At 65.3% G+C, this 21254-nt stretch carries 18 protein-coding genes; 13 read left to right on the forward strand and 5 right to left on the reverse strand.

Translation table 11 applies throughout. The features are described 5' to 3' along the window. Positions 1-27: 27 nt before the first annotated feature. From NMB96_RS16015 to NMB96_RS16025, 3 genes are all read right to left on the reverse strand, one after another. A complete protein-coding gene (locus NMB96_RS16015; protein ID WP_023903833.1) occupies positions 28-798 on the reverse strand; it encodes an SDR family oxidoreductase in 771 nt (256 codons plus the stop codon). A gap of 150 nt (positions 799-948) precedes the next feature. Beyond that, positions 949-1845, reverse strand: coding sequence for a hydroxymethylglutaryl-CoA lyase (locus NMB96_RS16020; RefSeq protein WP_255085259.1), 897 nt, complete (start codon positions 1843-1845; stop codon positions 949-951). Then, positions 1842-2639: an enoyl-CoA hydratase-related protein gene (locus NMB96_RS16025; RefSeq protein ID WP_255086978.1), complete on the reverse strand. Its 798-nt coding sequence runs from the start codon at positions 2637-2639 to the stop codon at positions 1842-1844. The genes NMB96_RS16020 and NMB96_RS16025 overlap by 4 nt, the downstream gene beginning before the upstream one ends. Positions 2640-2755: 116 nt before the next feature. Between NMB96_RS16025 and NMB96_RS16030 the strand changes: the two genes are divergently transcribed. The 11 genes from NMB96_RS16030 (at position 2756) to recJ (ending at position 15487) form a co-directional block, all read left to right on the forward strand. After that, a complete protein-coding gene (locus NMB96_RS16030; protein WP_043889187.1) occupies positions 2756-3004 on the forward strand; it encodes a FeoA family protein in 249 nt (82 codons plus the stop codon). Then, positions 3001-4860, forward strand: a complete 1860-nt coding sequence (gene feoB / locus NMB96_RS16035; RefSeq protein WP_255085260.1) for a ferrous iron transporter B — start codon at positions 3001-3003, stop codon at positions 4858-4860. Before NMB96_RS16030 ends, feoB begins: the two co-directional genes overlap by 4 nt. 1 nt (position 4861) lies before the next feature. Further along, positions 4862-5116 carry a DUF6587 family protein gene (locus NMB96_RS16040; protein WP_255085261.1) on the forward strand — a complete coding sequence of 85 codons (255 nt, stop codon included), beginning with the start codon at positions 4862-4864 and terminating at the stop codon, positions 5114-5116. 52 nt (positions 5117-5168) lie between these two features. Next, positions 5169-6371, forward strand: coding sequence for an aminotransferase-like domain-containing protein (locus tag NMB96_RS16045; protein WP_255085262.1), 1203 nt, complete (start codon positions 5169-5171; stop codon positions 6369-6371). Positions 6372-6515: 144 nt separating this feature from the next. After that, the gene (gene dapB / locus NMB96_RS16050; RefSeq protein WP_255085263.1) at positions 6516-7232 is read left to right on the forward strand and encodes a 4-hydroxy-tetrahydrodipicolinate reductase; all 717 of its coding nucleotides are present in this window, start codon (positions 6516-6518) and stop codon (positions 7230-7232) included. Positions 7233-7471: 239 nt separating this feature from the next. Then, positions 7472-8605: a glutamine-hydrolyzing carbamoyl-phosphate synthase small subunit gene (gene carA / locus NMB96_RS16055; protein ID WP_043889188.1), complete on the forward strand. Its 1134-nt coding sequence runs from the start codon at positions 7472-7474 to the stop codon at positions 8603-8605. Beyond that, positions 8602-8958, forward strand: coding sequence for a hypothetical protein (locus tag NMB96_RS16060; protein WP_023903843.1), 357 nt, complete (start codon positions 8602-8604; stop codon positions 8956-8958). Before carA ends, NMB96_RS16060 begins: the two co-directional genes overlap by 4 nt. 113 nt (positions 8959-9071) lie before the next feature. Further along, positions 9072-12314 (forward strand): carbamoyl-phosphate synthase large subunit, encoded by a 3243-nt coding sequence (carB, locus tag NMB96_RS16065; RefSeq protein ID WP_023903844.1) that lies wholly within the window; start codon positions 9072-9074, stop codon positions 12312-12314. Positions 12315-12322: 8 nt separating this feature from the next. After that, positions 12323-12787, forward strand: a complete 465-nt coding sequence (greA, locus tag NMB96_RS16070; protein ID WP_255086979.1) for a transcription elongation factor GreA — start codon at positions 12323-12325, stop codon at positions 12785-12787. 43 nt (positions 12788-12830) lie between these two features. Further along, positions 12831-13751 carry a hypothetical protein gene (locus NMB96_RS16075; RefSeq protein ID WP_023903846.1) on the forward strand — a complete coding sequence of 307 codons (921 nt, stop codon included), beginning with the start codon at positions 12831-12833 and terminating at the stop codon, positions 13749-13751. Next, the gene (gene recJ, locus NMB96_RS16080) at positions 13748-15487 is read left to right on the forward strand and encodes a single-stranded-DNA-specific exonuclease RecJ (protein ID WP_255085264.1); all 1740 of its coding nucleotides are present in this window, start codon (positions 13748-13750) and stop codon (positions 15485-15487) included. Before NMB96_RS16075 ends, recJ begins: the two co-directional genes overlap by 4 nt. A gap of 815 nt (positions 15488-16302) precedes the next feature. Here recJ and NMB96_RS16085 read toward each other — a convergent pair. Both NMB96_RS16085 and NMB96_RS16090 read right to left on the reverse strand, forming a co-directional pair. After that, the gene (locus tag NMB96_RS16085; protein ID WP_043889768.1) at positions 16303-17340 is read right to left on the reverse strand and encodes a DUF1176 domain-containing protein; all 1038 of its coding nucleotides are present in this window, start codon (positions 17338-17340) and stop codon (positions 16303-16305) included. Positions 17341-17441: 101 nt separating this feature from the next. Further along, positions 17442-18656 carry an acyltransferase family protein gene (locus NMB96_RS16090; protein WP_023903849.1) on the reverse strand — a complete coding sequence of 405 codons (1215 nt, stop codon included), beginning with the start codon at positions 18654-18656 and terminating at the stop codon, positions 17442-17444. 151 nt (positions 18657-18807) lie between these two features. On the opposite strand from NMB96_RS16090, the gene NMB96_RS16095 reads away from it, so the two are divergent. Beyond that, complete coding sequence (locus NMB96_RS16095) at positions 18808-19731, forward strand: LytTR family DNA-binding domain-containing protein (protein ID WP_255085265.1); 924 nt, start codon at positions 18808-18810, stop codon at positions 19729-19731. A gap of 222 nt (positions 19732-19953) precedes the next feature. Then, positions 19954-21079 (forward strand): peptide chain release factor 2 gene (gene prfB / locus NMB96_RS16100; protein WP_104591659.1). Its coding sequence is split into 2 segments (ribosomal slippage): positions 19954-20028 and positions 20030-21079, totalling 1125 coding nucleotides; the frame shifts between segments, so codons are not numbered across the junction. The last annotated feature ends 175 nt before the right edge of the window (positions 21080-21254 follow it).

A 21254-nucleotide genomic window follows, 5' to 3' on the forward strand; every position in this document is an offset into this window, starting at 1 on the left:
TCCCCATTCTCGATTCCCCATTCCCGGCTACTTGGGCGCCAACCGCACGCCACCGTCCAGGCGAATCGTTTCGCCGTTGAGGTAGCGATTGCGCAGGATGAAGGCGACGGTGTCGGCGTATTCGTCGGGTTGGCCCAGGCGCGAGGGGAACGGGATCGACGCGGCCAGCGATTGCTGCACGGCCTCGGGCATGCCGTCCACCATCGGGGTCCAGAACACACCCGGCGCGATCGTCATCACACGGATGCCGAAGCGCGCCAGTTCGCGTGCCATCGGCAAGGTCATGCCGACCACGCCACCCTTGCTGGCAGCGTAGGCAGCCTGACCGATCTGGCCTTCATAGGCGGCCACTGATGCGGTGTTGATGATCACTCCGCGCTCGCCGTCGTCGCCGGCGGCGTTGTGCTGCATCACATCGGCCGCTGCCTTGGCCACATTGAAGCTGCCGACCAGGTTGACCAGCACAGTGGTGCGGAAGGTCGCCAGCGGCATCGGTGCTTCCTTGCCCAACACGCGGCCCGAGCCCAGGATGCCGGCGCAGTTCACCGCAAGGTTGAGCCCGCCAAGCGCCTGCGCGGCCTGCGCCACGTTGGCGGCAACCTGCGCCTCGTCGGTGACATCGGTGGCGAAGTAATGCGCGTTGCCGGCACCGAGCAGCGCCAGAGCCGTCTCGGCCTTGTCGGCATTGACGTCGAACAAGGCGACCTTGCCGCCGTTGGCAACGATGCGCTGCGCCACGGCCAGGCCCAGGCCGGACACGCCGCCGGTGACAATGGCAAGAACAGAAGATGGCTGCATGCGGTGGTTCCCCGGTAAACGTTGGATGCCGATGGAGGCTGGCGGCGATCGGTGGGCGAAGCGGTCGGCAATTCTAGCCGAAGCGTCCAGGCGATCGCCCTGGCGGCAGGGGGCGTGAGTAGGCCGTGGGCGAGCTGTTGCGTCAACGCCTCAGCCAGCCGCCGCCAACGCCTTGCCGACCTTGCTGCCGGTCTCGCGGCCGAGCAGTTGCGCCAGCCAGCGGCCGGTGCGGGCGAGGGCAGCCAGATCGATGCCGGTTTGCATGCCTAATCCGTGCAGCAGATAGACCACATCTTCGCTGGCCACATTGCCGCTGGCGCCCTTGGCATACGGGCAGCCGCCGGCGCCGGACACCGCCGCATCGACCACGCGCACGCCTTGCTCCAGGCAGGCGGTGATATTGGCCAGCGCCTGGCCGTAGGTGTCGTGAAAATGCACCGCTAATGCCTGCATCGGCACGGCTTGCGCCACGGCGGCCAACATCTGGCGCGCCTTGACCGGCGTGCCGACGCCGATGGTGTCGCCCAGCGAAATCTCGTAGCAGCCCAACGCGTACAGCCGCTGCGCGACATCCACCACGTCGGCCACCGGCACGGCGCCTTGATACGGGCACCCCAACACGGTGGAGACGTAACCGCGCACGCGCACGCCGTCGAGCGCGGCCTGTTCCAGGATCGGGCGAAAGCGCTCGATCGATTCGTCGATGCAGGCATTGGTGTTGGTGCGATTGAAGGCTTCGGACGCCGCAGTGAACACCGCCACTTCCTGCACGCCGGCCGCGCGTGCCCGCACATAGCCCTGCAGGTTCGGCACCAGCACCGGATAGGCAATCCCCGGCGCCTGGGTGATGCCGGCAAACACCTCGGCCGCATCGGCCAGTTGCGGCACCCAGCGCGGGCTGACGAAGCTGGTCGCTTCGATGCTGCGCAGGCCGGTGGCCGAAAGCTGATTGATCAAGGCGATCTTGTCGGCGGTCGCGATCGGCTGCGCTTCGTTCTGCAAGCCATCGCGCGGGCCTACTTCGACAATGCGCACGAACGCGCTCATGCCATGTCCTCCGGCACCCAGGCCGGCGCACGCTTGTCGAGAAAGGCGCTCAAGCCTTCCTGGCCCTCGGGCGAGACGCGCAGGCGCGCGATCCACGCGGCATTGGCCGCATCGATGGCATCGCGGTCGGAAGGCGGCAACACCGAACGCACCAGGGATTTGGCGCTGGCCGCCGCCAGTGGTGCGGCCGCCAGCAGCAAGCGGACCTGTCGCTCCACCGCGATGTCCAATTGATCGGCGGCAACCAGTTGATGCAACAGGCCCAGCAACTGCGCGGTGCTGGCGTCGAAAATTTCGGCAGTGGCGAACCAGCGCCGCGCCTGGCGCGCGCCGATCGCTGTAATCACATACGGCGAAATGACCGCTGGAAGCAGGCCGAGCTTGCTTTCGGTCAGACCGAAGCGCGCCTCGGTGCAGCCGATGGCGATATCGCAGCACGCCACCAGGCCTACGCCGCCGCCGAACGCGGCGCCATTGACGCGTGCGATGGTCGGCTTGGGCAATTCGTCGAGCGTGCGCATCAAACGTGCGAGCGCCAGTGCATCGGCAGCATTCTCGGCCTCGCTGGCGCTGGCCATGCCGCGCATCCAGTTCAGGTCCGCGCCGGCGGAGAAGGCGCCGCCTACACCGGTGATCACGACTACCCGGATCTGCGCCGCCTGGCCGGCCTGCTGCAAGGCCTCGGTGAGCGCGTTGATCAAGGTTGCGTCGAAGGCGTTGTGCACCGCCGGGCGGTTCAGTCGCAAAGTGCGGACCGCTCCCTGGTCCTCCACGATCAAGCCGGTGTCCTGCATTGCGTCAACGTCCATGAATGGGATGCGAACCATGATAGCGGCACGGCTGGCCCCAGCCATGACGCGGTGCGTCGATGCTAGAATTGAGAACCATTCCTAACAATCAGGCCGTCTTTGTGACGCTGTCCGACATGCCCTTGCATCGCGCCGCCATCGTGGATTCGGTAGAGGATCGTCAGCCCAACGACACGATCGCCCGGCGCCTGCGCGAACTGGGCTTTGTCGCTGGCGAAGAAGTGACGGTGCTGGCGACCGGGCCGGTTGGACGCGAACCGTTGCTGGTGCAGGTCGGTTACACGCGTTTTGCATTGCGTCGCAGCGAGGCCGCGCGCGTGCAGGTGCGCGTCGAAGGAGCACTGGCATGAATGCGGCAAGTGTTCCGCTGCGCCTGGCTTTGGTCGGCAACCCCAACAGTGGCAAGACCGCGCTGTTCAACCAGCTGACCGGCAGCCGGCAGAAGGTGGCCAATTACACCGGCGTCACCGTCGAGCGTAAGGAGGGGCATTTCCGTGCGCCGTCCGGGCGCGACTTCGCGGTGCTGGATCTGCCCGGCGCCTACAGCCTGCAACCGGCCAGCCTGGACGAAGCGATCACCCGCGACCTGTGCCGCGGTTTCTATCCGGGCGAGCCGGCGCCAGACGTGTTGGTGTGCGTGATGGACGCCACCAACCTGCGCCTGCATCTGCGTTTTGCGCTGGAGCTGCGCGAGTTGGGGCGGCCGATGATCGTGGCCTTGAACATGGTCGACGCCGCGCAACGCCGCGGCATCGTCATCGATCTGCCGGCCTTGGAGCAGGCGCTCGGCGTGCCGGTGGTGGAAACGGTGGCGGTACGCCGCGGCGGTGCCAAGGCGCTGGTGGAGCGCATCGATGCGCAGGCCGCGCACCTGGCCGCACCGACCGCGACGCCGCCGGCCGGCGGTAACTATCACGCGCAGGTGCGGCAGATCCTGAGCGCGTCGGTGACCATGCCCACCCGCACCTCGCGCGTGGACGACGCACTGGACCGCTGGCTGCTGCATCCGATCTGGGGGTTGGTGACGCTGGCGGTGGTGATGTTCCTGATCTTCCAGGCGGTGTACGCCTGGGCCACCCCAGTGATGGACCTGATCGATGTCGGCACCGCGATGCTGGGCGAGTGGGTGGGCACCACCCTGCCGGAGGGTCCGCTCAACAGCCTGCTCAAGGACGGCATCGTCACCGGCCTGGGAGGGGTGATCAAGTTCCTGCCGCAGATCCTGATCCTCTTCGCTTTCATCCTGGCGCTGGAAGAATCCGGCTATCTGCCGCGCGCGGCGTTTTTGCTGGATCGCATGATGGCGGCGGCCGGATTGTCCGGGCGCTCGTTCATTCCCTTGCTGTCGAGTTTTGCGTGTGCGGTGCCGGGCATCATGTCCACGCGCAGTATCCAGGACCCGCGCGACCGGCTCGCCACCATCATGGTCGCACCATTGATGACCTGTTCGGCGCGCTTGCCGGTCTACGCGTTGTTGATCGGCGCCTTCATCCCGCAAAAAACCGTGTGGGGCATTTTCAATCAGCAGGGCCTGATCCTGTTCGCGCTGTACGCCGCGGCCATTGTCAGTGCCTTGCTGGTGTCGTGGACGATGAAGAAGTGGCGGCGCGATAAGAGCGAGCATCCGTTGATGCTGGAGTTGCCGTCCTACCGCGTTCCGCAGCTGCGCGATCTGGCGCTGGGCTTGTGGGAACGTGCGGTGATCTTTCTCAAGCGCGTCGGCGGCATCATCCTGGCGCTGACCGTGCTGCTGTGGTTTCTGCTGTCGTTTCCGGCAGCACCGGCCAATGCGACTTTGCCAGCAATCGACTACAGCTTTGCCGGCCGTATCGGGCATGCAATGTCGATCTTCTTCGCGCCGCTGGGCTTCAACTGGCAGATCTGTATCGCCTTGATTCCCGGCCTGGCCGCGCGCGAAGTGGCGGTGGCCTCGCTGGCGACGGTGTATGCGCTGTCGGCTGCCGATGACGATGCTGCTGCGCAAGCCTTGTCGCCGCTGATCAGCGATGGCTGGTCGCTGGCCACCGCACTGTCGCTGCTGGTCTGGTACATCTACGCTCCGATGTGCATCTCCACGCTGGCGACCATCAAGCGCGAAACCAACTCGTGGAAGCAGATGACCATCAGCGCGGTGTACCTGTTCGCGCTGGCCTATCTGGCCTCGCTGGTGACCTACCAAGTGGCCGTGCTGCTCGGAGCCGGCTGAGATGGATCTCTCGCTCACCCTGCAATACGCGGTCATCGCATGCGCAGTGCTGCTGAGCCTGTGGGTGGTGCTGAAGAAGCAGTTCCCCGGCGTCTTGCGGCGCATGCGTGGCGCGCTGGCGATCGGTCTGCTGCGCGATGGGCGACCTGCATGGATGCAATCGCTGGGCCGTCGCGTGGCACCACCGGCGACGCAGAGCGCGGCGGCCTGCGGTGGTTGCGACAGCTGCGGGCCCACGCCGCCACGTAGTCACTGAACACGCTGCACTGCACAGCGCCTCGGCCACAGGCCTTCGCTATCCTTGGCCGATGACGACCTCCTTCCAGATCTCCCGACGTGCGCAGGCGCTGACCAGTTCGGCGATTCGCGAAATCCTCAAGATCACCGAGCGGCCGGAGGTCATTTCCTTCGCCGGTGGGCTGCCGTCGCCGGCCACCTTTCCGGTGGAGCGCATGCGTGCGGCCAGCGACCAGGTGCTGCGCGAGGCACCGCAGGCCGCGCTGCAATACGGCCCCACCGAAGGGTATGCGCCGCTGCGCGAATGGGTTGCCGCACGCCTGAGTCGCGACGGCGCCAGCATCCGGCCCAGCCAGGTGCTGATCACCACCGGCTCGCAACAGGGCCTGGATTTGCTCGGCAAGGTCTTTATCGACGAAGGCAGCAAGGTGCTGGTGGAAACCCCGAGCTATCTGGGTGCGTTGCAGGCGTTCTCGTTGTTCCAGCCGGCGTTCGTCGGCATGCCGTCGGACGAGGACGGCGTGGTGGTGGATGCGCTGGATCCGGCGATGCTGGCCGATGCGCGCTTTCTGTATTGCCTGCCGAATTTCCAGAATCCTACCGGGCGCCGCTTGCCTTTGGCGCGGCGGCAGGCCTTGGTCGCACGCGCAGCTGAAGCGGGCGTGCCGATCGTTGAAGACGATCCGTACGGCGAGCTGTACTACAGCGGCCAGCCGTTGCCGAGCCTGCTGTCGCTCAACCCGGAGGGCGTGATCTATATGGGCTCGTTCTCCAAGGTGCTCGCGCCCGGGCTGCGACTGGGCTATGTGGTCGCACCGGAGGCGGTGCTGGGCAAGCTGATCCAGGCCAAGCAGGCGGCCGATCTGCATACACCTTCTTTCACCCAGCGTGTGGTCTACCAGACGCTGCAGGACGATTTTCTCGAGACGCATATCCCGCAAATTCGCGCACTGTACGCGCGCCAGTGCAGCCTGATGCTGGAAGCGCTGGATCGCCATTTCCCGTCACAGGTGCAGTGGAATCGCCCAGAAGGCGGCATGTTCCTGTGGGTGACTTTGCCTCCCGGACTGGATGGCACCGCACTGCTGGCGCGTGCGATCGCGCGCAATGTCGCTTTCGTGCCTGGTGCGCCGTTCTACGCCACGTTGCCGCAGACCAATACCTTGCGGCTGTCGTTCGTCACTGTGCCTGGCGAGAAGATCGATGCCGGCATCCGGATCCTGGGCGAGGTGCTGCGCGAAGCGCTGGCCGAGTTACCAGGGCAAGGCGCATAACCTCGGCCAGCACGCCGCTGCAAAGCGCACCGATCGCGACAACGCTCGCACTGCTCGGCGCTTTTGCGTTTTCCGACTCCCCAATCCCGACTCCCCAATCCCGGCTATCTTGTACAACCCACATCGCCTAGCTAGCCTGCCGCCATGACAACGTCTCCTGTGAAAGTTCTGATCCACGGCGCCTCCGGGCGGATGGGCAAGGCATTGCTGCGACTGGCCGCTGAAGACGAGGGCTTGCACGTCGTCGGCGCGGTGGTGGGGCGTTCGCCGTCGCAACGCGTGGTGGACGGCGTGCCGTATTTCGCAGCCAGCGAACTCGGCGGTGCGCCGGCCTTCGATGTGGCGATCGACTTCAGCCTGCCGCAAGGCTTCGCGCCGATCCTGGCCTTGTGTGCGCAACGCGGCAAACCGCTGGTGTCCGGCACCACCGGGCTGGACGATGTGCAGCGCGCTGCGTTGCTCGACGCCGCAAGCAAGATCCCGTTGGTGTGGGCGTCCAACTTCAGTCTCGGTGTCGCGGTGCTCACCGAGCTGGTGGAGCGTGCCGCCGGCAGCCTGCCGGGTTGGGATTGCGACATCGTCGAGGCGCATCACGTGCACAAGCAGGACGCGCCATCCGGCACCGCACTGACGCTGGGTGAAGCCGCCACCGGTAGTGGCGCGCAGCCGCGCTTTGCCAGCCTGCGTGCCGGCGATATCGTCGGCGAGCACACGGTGCAGTTCACCGGGCTGGGCGAACGGGTGGAACTGATTCACCGCGCCAGCAACCGCGACATCTTCGCGCGTGGTGCGCTGCATGCGGCCAAACGTCTGATCGGCAAGCCGGCCGGCAGCTATCGGGTGCGTGACCTGGTGCTGTAACCCGGCGCGCAACCGCGCATGAATGGCGAGCTGCTCCAGCAGCGCATTCACCTCGCTGTTGCGATGTCACTGCGGCATCGGGCGCTCTTCAGGCTGGCATGCCGTGGCACTTGCCTTTACAATTCTCGCTTGCCCGAACCAGCGTCGGACCGGTCCTCAGCACCGCGTCCGCGCTTTGCTGCAACCGGAATTTGGCCGGAAGCGCATCGGAGTCCCAGGCAGCCAGAGCGAGACCCCACGTGACCCAACCCGCAATCCTTGTCCTCGAAGACGGCACCGTGTTCGAGGGCGAATCCGTAGGCGCCAACGGGCTTTCCGTCGGCGAAGTGGTGTTCAATACCGCCATGACCGGTTATCAGGAAGTCCTGACCGATCCGTCCTATGCCCGCCAGATGGTCACGCTGACCTATCCGCATATCGGCAATACCGGTTTCACCGATCAGGACGACGAGGCCACAAAGATCTGGGCCGCCGGCCTGATTGTGCGCGATGTGCCGCGTCGTCCCAGCAGCTGGCGTAGCGAAGTGGCTTTGCCGGAATGGCTGCAGGCCCGTGGTGTGGTGGCCATTTCCGGCATCGACACCCGCAAGCTGACCCGCTTGCTGCGGCAGAAGGGCGCCCAGAACGGCGCGCTGATGGCCGGCGAGATCGACGTGGAAAAGGCGCTGGAAGCGGCGCGCAGCTTCCCCGGTCTGAAGGGCATGGACCTGGCCAAGGTGGTTTCCACCGAGTCCCGCTACAACTGGCAGGAAGGCTCGCTGGATCTGAACTCCGACACCTTCGTGCGGGCCGAGCTGAGGCACAAGGTTGTCGCGTACGACTACGGCGTCAAGCTCAACATCCTGCGCATGCTGGCCGATCGTGGTTGCGACGTCACCGTGGTGCCGGCACGCACGCCGGTGGCCGAGGTGCTGGCGATGAATCCGGACGGCGTGTTCCTGTCCAACGGCCCGGGCGATCCGGAGCCGTGCGATTACGCCATCAGCGCGATCCAGGAATTGATTGCCAAGAAGGTGCCAACCTTCGGCATCTGCCTGGGCCATCAGCTGCTGGCGCTGGCCGCCGGTGCCAGCACGGTCAAGATGGCCACCGGCCACCATGGCGCCAATCACCCGGTGCAGGATCTGGATGGCGGGCGAGTGATGATCACCTCGCAGAACCATGGTTTCGCGGTTGACGAAAGCACGTTGCCGGCCAATGTGCGGGTGACCCATCGGTCGCTGTTCGATGGCACCAACCAGGGCATCGCACTGACCGACGCCCCGGCGTTCTCGTTCCAGGGCCACCCGGAAGCCTCGCCCGGCCCGCGCGATGTGGGGCCGTTGTTCGATCGGTTTGTGGCATTGATGGCCAAGGATGCCAAGCGCGCATGAGCGCTCGGTTGATGGGTGTGCTGATCGTGCTGGTGGGCATTGCCTTGACTTACTGGGGCGTGTGGATGCCGCTGGAGCAGGCACGCGCTGGCGCCGAGTCGATCACGCTGCACGGCGGCATGAAGCTGGCCTTGATGGTGCCGATGTGCTTCGTTTTCGGTGTCGGCTATGTGACTGGCGGGGAATCCTTTCACCATCGCATGCAGAACACCGACCCGGACAAGGTGCGCCGTTGGGGCAAGACCTCCGCGATCGGCTGGCTGCTGATCCTGGGCAGCCTTGCCGCGTCCTTCGGGCTGTATCAATGGCTTCAGCACACCCTGCACGGCCTCGGCTATGGATCTGCCGGATGAACCGGCTTTCGGCTCTGCTGAGTCGATGCACTATCACGCTGCGTCGCGATTCGATCGCCGCGGCCACTCTTCCGCACTTGCGGCTCGCCGCAAGTCCTTAATCGAGTAAAGAAATGCCAAAGCGCACCGACCTAAAAACCATCCTGATCATCGGCGCCGGCCCGATCGTCATCGGCCAGGCCTGCGAGTTTGATTACTCCGGCGCGCAGGCGTGCAAGGCGCTGCGCGACGAGGGCTATCGCGTGGTGCTGGTCAACAGCAATCCGGCCACGATCATGACCGACCCGGACATGGCCGATGCGGTCTACATCGAGCCGATCAACTGGCAGACGGTCGAGAAGATCATCGCCAAGGAAAAGCCCGACGCCCTGCTGCCGACCATGGGCGGGCAGACCGCGCTGAATTGCGCGCTGGATCTGGCTGACCACGGCGTGCTGGAGAAGTACAACGTCGAGCTGATCGGCGCCAAGCGCGAAGCGATCCGCATGGCCGAGGATCGCGAGCTGTTCCGCGTGGCGATGGGCGAGATCGGCCTGGATTGCCCCAGGGCCGAGGTGGCGCACACGCTGGAAGAAGCGCTGGATATCCAGACCCGCGTCGGCTACCCGACCATCATCCGCCCCAGCTTCACCCTGGGCGGCAGCGGTGGCGGCATCGCCTACAACCGCGAAGAGCTGATCGAGATCGTCGGCCGTGGCCTGGAGCTGTCGCCGACCACCGAAGTGCTGGTGGAAGAATCGGTGCTGGGCTGGAAGGAATTCGAGATGGAAGTTGTGCGCGACACCGCGGACAACTGCATCATCGTCTGCGCGATCGAAAACCTCGATCCGATGGGCGTGCACACCGGCGACTCGATCACCGTGGCGCCGGCGCAAACGCTCACCGACAAGGAATATCAGCGCCTGCGCGATGCCTCGATCGCGGTGCTGCGCAAGATCGGTGTGGATACCGGCGGCTCCAACGTGCAGTTCGGCATCAGCCCGACCAACGGCCGGGTGGTGGTGATCGAAATGAATCCGCGCGTGTCGCGTTCGTCGGCGCTGGCCTCCAAGGCCACCGGCTTCCCGATCGCCAAGGTCGCCGCCAAGCTGGCGGTGGGCTACACATTGGACGAGTTGAAGAACGAGATCACCGGCGGTTTGACCCCGGCCTCGTTCGAGCCGTCGATCGACTACGTGGTCACCAAGATTCCGCGCTTTGCCTTCGAGAAATTCCCGCAGGCTGATGCGCGTTTGACCACGCAGATGAAGTCGGTGGGTGAGGTGATGGCGATGGGCCGCACCTTCCAGGAATCGCTGCAGAAAGCGCTGCGTGGCCTGGAAACCGGCAAGATCGGGCTGGACCCGACCGGCCTGGATCTGAGCAGCGAAGACGATATCGCCGCGCTCAAGCGCGAGCTCAAGGCGCCGGGCCCGGAGCGCCTGTTCTACGTCGCCGATGCGTTCCGCGCCGGTATGAGTGTGGCCGATATCTACGCGCTGTCGTTCATCGACCCATGGTTCCTGGATCAGATCGAAGAACTGATCAGCCACGAACAGCAGCTCGCCGACGACGGTATGGCCTCGCTGGATGCCGCGCGCCTGCGCACGCTCAAGCGCGCCGGTTTCTCCGATGCGCGGTTGGCCGAGTTGACCGGCACCAACGAAGAATCGGTGCGCACGCTGCGTCGCGCGCTGAAAGTTCGCCCGGTCTACAAGCGCGTGGATTCGTGCGCGGCCGAATTCGCCACCAGCACCGCGTATCTGTATTCGACCTACGAGGACGAATGCGAAGCGCTGCCGACCGATCGCGACAAGATCATGATCCTGGGCGGTGGCCCCAACCGCATCGGCCAGGGCATCGAGTTCGACTACTGCTGCGTGCATGCGGCGCTGGCGCTGCGCGATGACGGTTACGAGACCATCATGGTCAACTGCAACCCGGAAACCGTGTCCACCGATTACGACACCTCCGACCGTCTGTATTTCGAGCCGTTGACGCTGGAAGACGTGCTGGAAATCGTCGAGCTGGAAAAACCCAAGGGCGTGATCGTGCAGTACGGCGGCCAGACTCCGCTGAAGCTGGCGCGTGCGCTGGAAGCCAATGGCGTGCCGGTGATCGGCACCTCGCCGGATTCGATCGATCTGGCCGAAGACCGCGAGCGTTTCCAGCAATTGGTCGACAAGCTGGGCCTGAAGCAGCCGCCGAACCGCATCGCGCGCAATTCAGAAGAAGCCTTGGTGCTGGCACGCGAGATCGGCTACCCGCTGGTGGTGCGCCCGAGCTATGTGCTGGGCGGTCGCGCGATGGAGATTGTTTACGGCGAGTCCGACCTGGCGCGCTACGTGCGCGATGCGGTCAAGGTCTCCAACGATTCGCCGGTGCTGCTGGACCGCTTCCTGGATAACGCAGTGGAAGTGGACGTGGACATCATTGCCGACAAGGACGGCAACGTGCTGATCGGCGGGCTGATGGAACACATCGAAGAAGCCGGCGTGCACTCGGGCGATTCGTCGTGCTCGCTGCCGCCGTATTCGCTCTCGCCCAAGACCCAGGCCGAGCTGCGCCGTCAGGTCGTCATGCTGGCCGAAGGCTTGAACGTGGTCGGGCTGATGAACACGCAGTTCGCGGTGCAGGTCGATGAGGCCGGCGACGATGTGGTGTTCCTGCTGGAAGTGAACCCGCGTGCCTCGCGCACGGTGCCGTTCGTGTCCAAGGCCACCGGCATGCCGCTGGCCAAGATCGCCGCGCGCTGCATGGCCGGCAAGACGCTGGCCGAGCAGGGCGCCACCAAAGAAATCGTGCCGGATTATTACTCGGTGAAGGAGGCGATCTTCCCGTTCGCCAAGTTCCAGGGTGTGGACCCGATCCTCGGGCCGGAGATGCGCTCCACCGGTGAGGTGATGGGCGTGGGCCGCAGCTTCAGCGCCGCGTTCGCGCGCGCGCAGGAAGCCGGCGGCATCAAGGCGCCGCCGGTAGGCAAGGCGTTCGTGTCGGTGCGCGACCCGGACAAGAAGCGCGTGCTGCCGGTGGCGCAGGCGCTGGTGGAGCGTGGCTATACGTTGGTCGCCACACGTGGCACCGGCGCCTGGCTGCAGGAAAACGGGTTGAGCTGCGAAATCGTCAACAAGGTCGCCGAAGGGCGCCCGCATATCGTCGATTCGATCAAGAACGGCGAGATCGTGTACATCGTCAACACCACCGAAGGGCGCGCCGCCATCTCCGATTCGTTCTCGATCCGGCGTGAAGCGCTGCAGCATCGCGTGACCTATTCGACCACTGTCGCCGGCGCCAAGGCGCTGGTGCATTCGCTGGAATTCCGCGGCACTGGCCCTGTGTGGTCGCTGCAGGAACTGCACAAGGAGCTGCAAGCATGAGAGCACCCATGACCGCGAAGGGCGCCCAGCGTCTGCGCGAAGAACTCGATCAGCTGAAGTCGCTCAAGCGCCCGGCGGTGATCAGTGCGATCGCCGAAGCGCGTGCGCACGGCGATCTGAAAGAAAATGCCGAATACCACGCCGCGCGCGAGCAGCAGAGCTTTATCGAAGGCCGCATCAAGCAGCTGGAAGGCGAGCTCTCGCATGCCGAGATCATCGACATCACCAAGTTGTCGGCCGGCAACAAGATCGTGTTCGGCGCCACCGTGACGCTGGCCGACACCGAGACCGACGAAGAGAAGCGCTACCAGATTGTTGGTGATCTGGAAGCGGACATCAAGCTGGGCATGATCGCGATCTCCTCGCCATTGGCACGTGCGTTGATCGGCAAGCTGGAAGGCGATTCGGTCACCATCGACGCGCCGGCCGGCCAGCGCGAGTACGAAGTCGTCAGCGTTGCCTATCTAGATTGATTGCCTGGACTGATCGACTGCCATTGATCGACGCCACCGACCGATGACGACCGCAACGCTGCTGCTGCCGGAAACACGCCGTCTACCCGGCGAGTTGGGCGACACGCCGGTGGCGCGTGCGCTTGCGCGTGCCGATCAGCAAAGCACCGCGCCCGGCGAAGTGGCGCAGTTGCAACGCCACTTCAGCTTGACGCCTGCGCAGTGGCCGGTGGCCGCGCTGACCCGTCAGCTCGATGCCGGCGACGCCGCCGGTGCGACCTGGGTACGTGCCGATCCGGCCTATGTGGTGCCGGACATGCAGGGCGCGCGATTGATGGGGTATGGCGAGGCGCTTGGTCCCACGGCAGAAGATCTGGAGGTGTTGTTGCCGATCCTCAAGCCGATGTTCGGCGATGCCGGGTTTCTGCTGGATGCGCCAACCCCCTCGCGCTGGTATCTGCGCTTGTCGCCGGATGCCAAACTGCCGGAATTCGCGCCGCCTGATCTGGCGATCGGCGACGACTTGTTCGAGCATCTTCCCGCTGGCGATGTCGGCCGACGCTGGCGCGCGTTGTTGACCGAAGCGCAGGTGCTGCTGCATCAACATCCCTGGAACGAAGGCCGCGTGGCCAGTGGCAAACCGGCGATCAATTCGCTGTGGTTCTGGGGCGGCGGCGTGCTGCCGCATGCGGTGAGCTCGCCGCATCGGCAAGTGCGCAGCCGCGAGTCGCTGCTGCGTGCGTTGGCCCTGGCGGCCGGCGCGGATGCGCAGGGCGAGCAGCGTGTGGATGCCTTGGTGGATCTGCGTCATCTGCGCTCGCTGCAGCAATTCAGCGACGATGCGGTGGCGCCGTTGTTGGCGGCCATGGCACGTGGCGAGCTGGATCGGCTGGTACTGGATTTTCAGGACGGGCAAACCGTCTCGCTGACGCACGCGCAACGCTGGCGTTTCTGGCGCAAGCCGCGCTTACAGCTGGCGCAATGACGTCCACTCCGCAGATCGTCCGGCGCCCGCCCGGGCAGGCCGGCAGTTGGCCCGATTCCATGTTGCCGCTGTTGCGCCGCATCTATGGCGCGCGTGGCGTCACCGATACGCACGGTGCGCATCCGCGGTTGGGGCAACTGCTTTCGCCGGAGTTGCTGCACAACAGCGACGCTGCCGCCGAGCTGCTGGCCGATGCGATCGCACACCAGCGCCGCATCCTGGTGGTGGGCGATTTCGATTGCGATGGCGCCACCGCGTGCGCGGTTGGCGTGCGCGGCTTGCGCATGCTCGGCGCGCTGGATGTGCATCATGCAGTGCCCAATCGCATGGTGCACGGCTATGGCCTGTCGCCTGCGCTGGTGGACGAACTGGCCGCGTTGCAGCCGGATCTGCTGGTCACCGTCGATCACGGCATCGCCTGTCACGCCGGTGTGGCCGCAGCCAAGGCGCGCGGTTGGACCGTGCTGGTCACCGACCACCATTTGCCCGGCGAGGTGTTGCCGCCTGCCGATGCGATCGTGGATCCGAATTTGGCCAACGACGCCTTCCCGAGCAAGTCGTTGGCCGGCGTCGGGGTGATCTTCTATGTGCTGCTTGCGCTGCGCAGTGTGCTGCGCGCGCGCGGCGCATTTGCCGACCGTACGGAACCGGATCTGTCGGTGTTGCTGGATCTGGTCGCGGTCGGCACCGTCGCCGATCTGGTGCCGCTGGATACCAACAACCGTGCGCTGGTCTCGGCCGGCTTGCGCCGCTTGCGCGAGGGCAGGGGCTGTATCGGACTGCGCGCCCTGATCGATGCCAGCGGTCGCGATGTGGCGCGCCTGAGCGCCAGCGACATCGGATTCGCGCTCGCCCCACGCCTCAATGCCGCGGGCCGGCTCGAAGACATGGCCTTGGGCATCGAGCTATTGCTCAGCGAAGACTGGAGCCGCGCACGCGAGATCGCCGGCACCCTGGAGGAGATCAACGCAGAGCGCCGCGCGGTGCAGCAGTTGATGACCGACGACGCCGAGCAAGCCGTCACCAAGGTGGTGCTGGATGCCGATGGCGCGTTGCCGATCGCGGCCTGCCTGTTCGATGCCGAGTGGCATCCCGGCGTCATTGGATTGGTCGCTTCCAAACTCAAGGACCGCCTGCATCGCCCGGTGATCGCGCTGGCGCCGGCCGAGCCGGGCAGCAGCCTGTTGCGCGGCTCGGCACGGTCGATTCCCGGCCTGCATATCCGCGATGTGCTGGCGGCGGTGGATGCGCGCCACCCTGGCCTGATCCAGAAGTTCGGCGGGCATGCGATGGCGGCCGGGTTGAGCATGGATCACGCCGCGCTGGCCACGTTTGAACAGGCATTCCGGTCGCAAGTGCAATCGATGGTGGATGCCTCGCTACTGCACGCCGAACTCCAAAGCGATGGCGAACTGGCCGCGCACGAACTCGATCACCTGCACGCCGAAGCGCTGCGCGTGGCCGGGCCGTGGGGGCAGGGCTTTCCCGAACCGCTGTTCGATGGTCGGTTCGAGGTGCTGCAGTGCCGCGTGCTCAAGGAGCGCCATCTCAAGTTGACGCTGCGTTGCCCCGGGCGCGCCGAGCCGCTCAATGCGATCCACTTCAACGGCTGGCGCGGCAGTGAGCCGGGCCGCATGGTGCGGCTGGCCTATCGCCTGGTCAGCGACGATTATCGCGGCGGCACGGCCGTGCAATTGATCGTCGAGCATTGCGAGCCGGCAACCGTCACTGGCTGATCTGCGGGCCCAGCGTTCGTTCTACGTTTTGTTGGCTGCACCTGGCCTCATCTGGATGTTTCCAAGCCGCGTTGGTCGAGGGCGCGGTGTCCTCACCGCACCGCTCGCGGGACACGCCGTGAATCCGTCCGTGTAGGGCGCTGAGGGTACGGTTCTAAGCGCGCGGCTGTCAGTCGCTGGCTTCGGTAGGGGCGGCAGCGCGGCCGGGGATCGGCTCCTCGGCTCGGTCAGACATCCTGTCTGACTCTTCGCCGCGGCACATCCTGAGTGCCGCTCTCCGCCAATCCTCGGCCACGCTGCCGCCTCGGCTTGTCGTCTCCATGACCTGGTCAAGGCAAGCCGATTGGTCATCTTGTTTTCCAGTGACCCACGCGATTCGCGATGACAAGTCTGTAGGTGCTTTCTCTAAGGCCTGTGTTGTTCGGCATGTACTGGGAAGCTGATCGGAGGCGCCGTGATCCGAGAAACACACGTCATGCTCTGCTTGCAACCACGCACATCGACCATCTTCGATGGTCCTTGCCCGCCCACCGTCGCGGGACCTTACGCGGCATGGATGCCGCGTAAGAGCCTACATGGACGTACTTGCGGCGTGTCCCGCGATGGTGGGCGGGCAAGGGCCCTGCAGCCAAGTCGCGGATCAGCCGCTCTGCACTTGACGGCGCACTCACAAGCGGCATTTGCGCGGTGGTACATGCCCTAGCGGCCGCACGCCTGATGGCCGCAAAGTAGCTTCATTCGCCGCTCAAAGCGTCTTGCAAGACAGTGCAAGCGCGCACTGGCGCTAGCACTCACTCGCACTGTCCTCGCCTCGATCAAGGTGACTTTTTGACCTCGGTCACCAGCGTCGGCAATTCCCACGCGCCGCCCGCGGCCACCAGCCGGCACAGGCCGGAGGTGGATTTGGAGGTCGGCACAAACCGGCGGCCGTCCCAGGTCCAGCTGGCCTGGCTATAACAATCGCCCAGACCGCGCCCCTTGTGCGATGCGAGGATGGTCGCCTCATCCAGATCGCTGGCCTGGGTGGTGATCAAGGTGGGCGCGAACGGCGCGCGCGCATTGATGACCCAGTAGCCTGTGCCGACGTTGTAGGCGCCCATCCAGCAGTCGGTCGACACCAATAATTTGTCGCTGCTGAGCCGGGTGATCGTCAGCGGTTCCGGCGCAGTGCTTGCGTCCAGCCCCTTGCATTCGTCGTTGGCCGGCAAGCTGGCACGCAGCGCCTGATAGAGCGCCGGCAGTTTGCCCAGGCGCGCATCGGCCGCTTGCGGGGCGGCGAGTTTGGCTTCATGTATCTGCGGTACCGGCACGGCCGGCAGCACGGCGGTTTCGTCGCGATCGCCCTTGCGCACCAGTGCGCCGCGCGTGCCCAGCCGGCCCTGGAATTCGTCCATCTTCAGCAGCACCGCCGCCGCGCCGCGATCGGACAGCTGCCAGCGGCGACCATCGTTGCCCACCGCCACGATCGTGCTGCTGCGGGTCAGCGCGGCCAGCAGTGCGGTGACCTGTGCGTTGGTCAGCGGCGCGGTGCCGCTGTCGCGATTGAGCGCCAGCTTGCCCAGATCGCGCTGGTCGATGCGCAATGTGAGCGACGCCGGCATCTTGACCTCGTCGTACTGGCCCAGCATCAGCTCAGCGGTCACCGCTTGCCCCGCGCCTGCCTTGCGCGTCAACAGCACCGACACCGGCGTGCTGTCGCCTTCGTCCGGCTGGTAACCGGCAGCGCGGCAGGTGCGGGTGTTGTCGCAGGCGATGGTCCAGTCTTCATGGTCGAAGGCGATGCCGACCGGGGCCTCGGCAAGGGCGGCGACGGGCGTGAGCAACAAGGCGGCGGCAAGCAGGGTGGGGCGCATGGTGTTCTTCGAAAGAGCGTGTCCGGCGCGCATCTTGCGTTGCTGCGGATAGGCCGTCCAGTCCATCGCGCGCCAAACAGCGCCATCGGTGCGCAATGTGTTCATGACGGCATTTGCATGACGTCGAGCTGCCTCGTCGAACGCTGCGTGCGTCCACGTAATCCGAACAACGGACGCAGCCAGCGCACGCGGCGAATCGCACATTCATGCAGTGCCAGACAGCCGATCACGGTGGCGGCAATCACCAGCGCCGGTTCCAGCCAGGCATTCAAGTGCAACGGCATCAGCCAGTAGAGCACCACGATGATCAGGCTCTGATGCAGGATGTACCAGGGAAACACGGCTTCGGTGCAGTAAGGCAGCCAGCGGAACGGACGGTTCAAACGGTGCCTGGCCCAGCCAAGGATCGTCAGCAGCGCCAGCCAGGTGTAGGCGGCACGTGCGCTGTGTTCGATCGTCTCCCACGGCAACGCAGTCAGCGTTGCACCCAGGTGCGTAGGTTGCCCATGGATACCGACATAGCGAATGCCCAGTTCGGTGCCGATCGCCAACACCGCAGCGCCCAGGGTGATCCAGCGCAGCTGCACCGCCCATGCCCAGAAGCGCTCGCGACGTGCCAGCAGATACCCCAGCACGAACAACGGGAACGATTCGGCATGCACGAACCAGTCGCCGACCAGCGCGTGGGTCGGCGGGTGGCGCGGCATCACCCACAGGACGCAGAACGCTTCCCACAGGATCGGCAACAGCAGCAGTGCCGGTACCGCCAGCGCAGCGGGCAAGCGAGGCAACGCGGCCAACCGCAGCCGCGTTGTCAGCGACACCAACGCCATCAACGCGACGGTGTAGGGCAGCAGATAGGCCAGATACCACAGATGATTCCAGGTGATGCCGTGCTGCCAGCCATCGAAACTGCCGGCTGGCCATGGCCGCACCTGCCAGTAGCGCAGCAGGAAGCTGCCCAAGCCCGGGCTGACCTTGCCGTTGCTCACGCCCTGGCAATACGCCTGCACCGCAACCACCACGAACATGCCGAACAGCAATGGCGGCAGCAACCGCCCGCAGCGCTGCAAGGCGAAGCGCCATGGCTTCGCCTGCGGCCGCGCCAGCCCGATCGCGATGCCGGAGATCATGAACAGCAACGGCATCCGCCACCGATTGAGCACGATCATCGGCCACTGCAACCACTGCGCCGTGTGCACGCTCTTGAGGTGGAAATCCCAGTCGGCCACATAGGCCATGCCCACGTGATAGAGGATCAGCAGTGCAAAGGCGAAGACGCGCAAGGCATCGATATCGTGGCGGCGCTCGGTCATGGTCGTGTCGATAGAAGGCATGCCTGCATCCTCGGCACATCCGGCCCATGCAGATGCACCAAGGGTGGCAACGCTGTCCCTGAGTGACCAGTTGCGGTACTGCAGGGACGAACCGAGGACGGCAGGCAGACGGTTTGCCTAGAATGCGCGGATGAATTCACCAGCATCCGGGGCCATTCCACCTGATACCGGCAGCAACGCCAGCGCGGGCAAGCGCTGGGTGGCGTTGATCTGGCTGCTGGTTTTCTATGGCAGTGCGCTCGGCAACACCGCGACCGCATGGCTGGCGGCGCGTCGCGATGGTCAGCCGTTGCTGCTATGGCAGGTGCTGACCTGGGAGCTGAGTAGCGCAACCGCCTCGTTACTGCTCCTGCCGCTGTTGCTCTGGCTATGCCGGCGCTGGCCGTTGCATGCCGATGTCTGGCAGCGGCGCATTCCGCTTTATATGGCGGCCGGGCTGGTCTGGTGGTTGCTGCACGTCAGCGGCATGGTGCTGCTGCGCAAGCTGGTCTATCTCGCGGTGGGGGCGCACTACGACTTCGGTGGCTGGCGCTTGCAGTGGGTGTACGAACTCTCCAAGGATCTGCGCACCTTCGCCTTGCTGGTGGCGCTGCAACACACGCTGGCCTGGTATGGGCGGCGTCGGCAGGGCGAGGCGCATCTGCTGGCCGCGCCGGACGAAGGCGCGCCGGTGGAGCCGCTGGATCGCCCGCAACGCTTTCTGGTGCGCAAGCTGGGACGCGACTTCCTGGTCGCCACCGCCGACATCGAATGGGTCCAGGCCTCGGGCAACTACGTCAATCTGCACGTGCGCAGCCACGACTACCCGTTACGCAGCACCATGGCCGCGATCGAGGCCAAACTCGATCCGGCGGTGTTCGTGCGCATCCACCGCAGCTACCTGGTGAAGCTGGCACGTGTGCAGGCGATCGAACCGCTGGAATCCGGCGATGCCCGCGTGCACCTGACCGATGCAACGGTACTGCCATGCAGCCGCCGCTATCTGGCTGCGTTGCGGACAGTGGCCGGGCAGGCGCCCGTCGCGCAACGTGTCGAGGCTGCACCGGCTGGCTGAGTGGAGCGGCGCCGATCGTATGCAATGCCGCCTTTGTCCGGCCTGGGTCAGTCAGCGCCCCGGCACCTGACCTGTGCGCCGGCCCGGCTGCCGACTGCAGCGGCCGGCGCTTATCGATGCTTGCTGTGCCCGCAGAACGCTGCGACCCGGCATGGCCACCGCCGCGTTCCGCCGCCGCCGCCCGCTTGCTAAACTACCGGGCTTGTTTGCCGGAAGTCCGTCATGATCGAAACCAATCCGATCCGCCAGCGCATCACCGATCTCAACGATCGCGTGCTCTCGCTCAGGGGGTATCTTTGACTACGACGTCAAGAAAGAGCGTTTAGAGGAAGTCACCCGGGAGCTTGAAAACCCCGATGTGTGGAACGACTCCGAGCGCGCGCAGGCGCTGGGCCGGGAGCGTTCGATGCTGGAAAAGACCGTCATCGGCATTGCCGACGTGCTGGCCGGGCTGGCCGACGCCGCCGACCTGCTGGAGCTTGCCGAAAGCGAGCAGGACGAAGACACCGCTGTGGCGGTGCTTGCCGACCTGGACAAGTATCAGGTGCACGTCGAGAAGCTGGAATTCCAGCGCATGTTCTCCGGCCAGATGGACGGCGCCAACGCGTTCGTCGACATCCAGGCCGGCGCCGGTGGCACCGAGGCGCAGGACTGGGCCGAAATCCTGTTGCGCATGTATCTGCGCTGGGCCGAGTCGCGCGGCTGGAAGACCGAGCTGATGGAAGTGTCCGGCGGCGAAGTCGCGGGCATCAAATCGGCCACCATCCGCATCGAAGGCGAGTTCGTCTATGGCTGGTTGAAGACCGAAATCGGCGTGCACCGGCTGGTGCGCAAGTCGCCGTTCGATTCGGACAATCGCCGACATACCAGTTTCACCTCGGTATTCGTGTCGCCGGAAGTGGACGACAACATCGAGATCGACATCAACCCGGCCGATCTGCGCACCGACGTGTATCGCTCCTCCGGCGCCGGTGGTCAGCACGTCAACAAGACCGAATCGGCGGTGCGTATCACGCATATTCCGACCAACACCGTGGTGGCCTGCCAGACCGGTCGCAGCCAGCACCAGAACCGCGACAACGCGATGAAGATGCTGGCCGCCAAGTTGTACGAGCTGGAAGTGCAGAAGCGCAACGTCGAACGCGACGCGCTGGAAGCCACCAAGTCCGACATCGGATGGGGCAGCCAGATCCGCAATTACGTGCTCGACCAGAGCCGCATCAAGGATCTGCGCACCGGCATCGAACGCAGCGATACGCAGAAGGTGCTCGACGGCGACCTGGACGAATTCGTCGAGGCCAGCCTGAAGGCCGGTCTGGCGGCAGGCTCCAAACGCCTGGATGCCTGATCGCTGTGCGAGGTCGATGTGCCTGCGCGCATATCGACCTCGCGCTACCTGCGGCCGCAATGCGTCCTGATCGTGCAGCGGCTGCAGATTGCCCAACAGTCGACACTGCTGCACCGCGCAGTCGTCACAGTCCCACCGTAAAACAAAGCAGGAACCAGCAAGTCCGGTTCCTCAC

This window comes from Xanthomonas hortorum (assembly GCF_024339125.1).
Taxonomy (GTDB): Bacteria; Pseudomonadota; Gammaproteobacteria; order Xanthomonadales; family Xanthomonadaceae; genus Xanthomonas; species Xanthomonas hortorum.

Bases quoted from the DNA above. Each gene is read 5' to 3' on its own strand.
- NMB96_RS16015 (WP_023903833.1), bottom strand. From the start codon at position 798: ATGCAGCCATCTTCTGTTCTTGCCATTGTCACCGGCGGCGTGTCCGGC.
- NMB96_RS16020 (WP_255085259.1), bottom strand. From the start codon at position 1,845: ATGAGCGCGTTCGTGCGCATTGTCGAAGTAGGCCCGCGCGATGGCTTG.
- NMB96_RS16025 (WP_255086978.1), bottom strand. From the start codon at position 2,639: ATGCAGGACACCGGCTTGATCGTGGAGGACCAGGGAGCGGTCCGCACT.
- feoB (WP_255085260.1), top strand. From the start codon at position 3,001: ATGAATGCGGCAAGTGTTCCGCTGCGCCTGGCTTTGGTCGGCAACCCC.
- NMB96_RS16040 (WP_255085261.1), top strand. From the start codon at position 4,862: ATGGATCTCTCGCTCACCCTGCAATACGCGGTCATCGCATGCGCAGTG.
- NMB96_RS16045 (WP_255085262.1), top strand. From the start codon at position 5,169: ATGACGACCTCCTTCCAGATCTCCCGACGTGCGCAGGCGCTGACCAGT.
- dapB (WP_255085263.1), top strand. From the start codon at position 6,516: ATGACAACGTCTCCTGTGAAAGTTCTGATCCACGGCGCCTCCGGGCGG.
- NMB96_RS16060 (WP_023903843.1), top strand. From the start codon at position 8,602: ATGAGCGCTCGGTTGATGGGTGTGCTGATCGTGCTGGTGGGCATTGCC.
- carB (WP_023903844.1), top strand. From the start codon at position 9,072: ATGCCAAAGCGCACCGACCTAAAAACCATCCTGATCATCGGCGCCGGC.
- greA (WP_255086979.1), top strand. From the start codon at position 12,323: ATGACCGCGAAGGGCGCCCAGCGTCTGCGCGAAGAACTCGATCAGCTG.
- NMB96_RS16075 (WP_023903846.1), top strand. From the start codon at position 12,831: ATGACGACCGCAACGCTGCTGCTGCCGGAAACACGCCGTCTACCCGGC.
- recJ (WP_255085264.1), top strand. From the start codon at position 13,748: ATGACGTCCACTCCGCAGATCGTCCGGCGCCCGCCCGGGCAGGCCGGC.
- NMB96_RS16085 (WP_043889768.1), bottom strand. From the start codon at position 17,340: ATGCGCCCCACCCTGCTTGCCGCCGCCTTGTTGCTCACGCCCGTCGCC.
- NMB96_RS16090 (WP_023903849.1), bottom strand. From the start codon at position 18,656: ATGACCGAGCGCCGCCACGATATCGATGCCTTGCGCGTCTTCGCCTTT.
- NMB96_RS16095 (WP_255085265.1), top strand. From the start codon at position 18,808: ATGAATTCACCAGCATCCGGGGCCATTCCACCTGATACCGGCAGCAAC.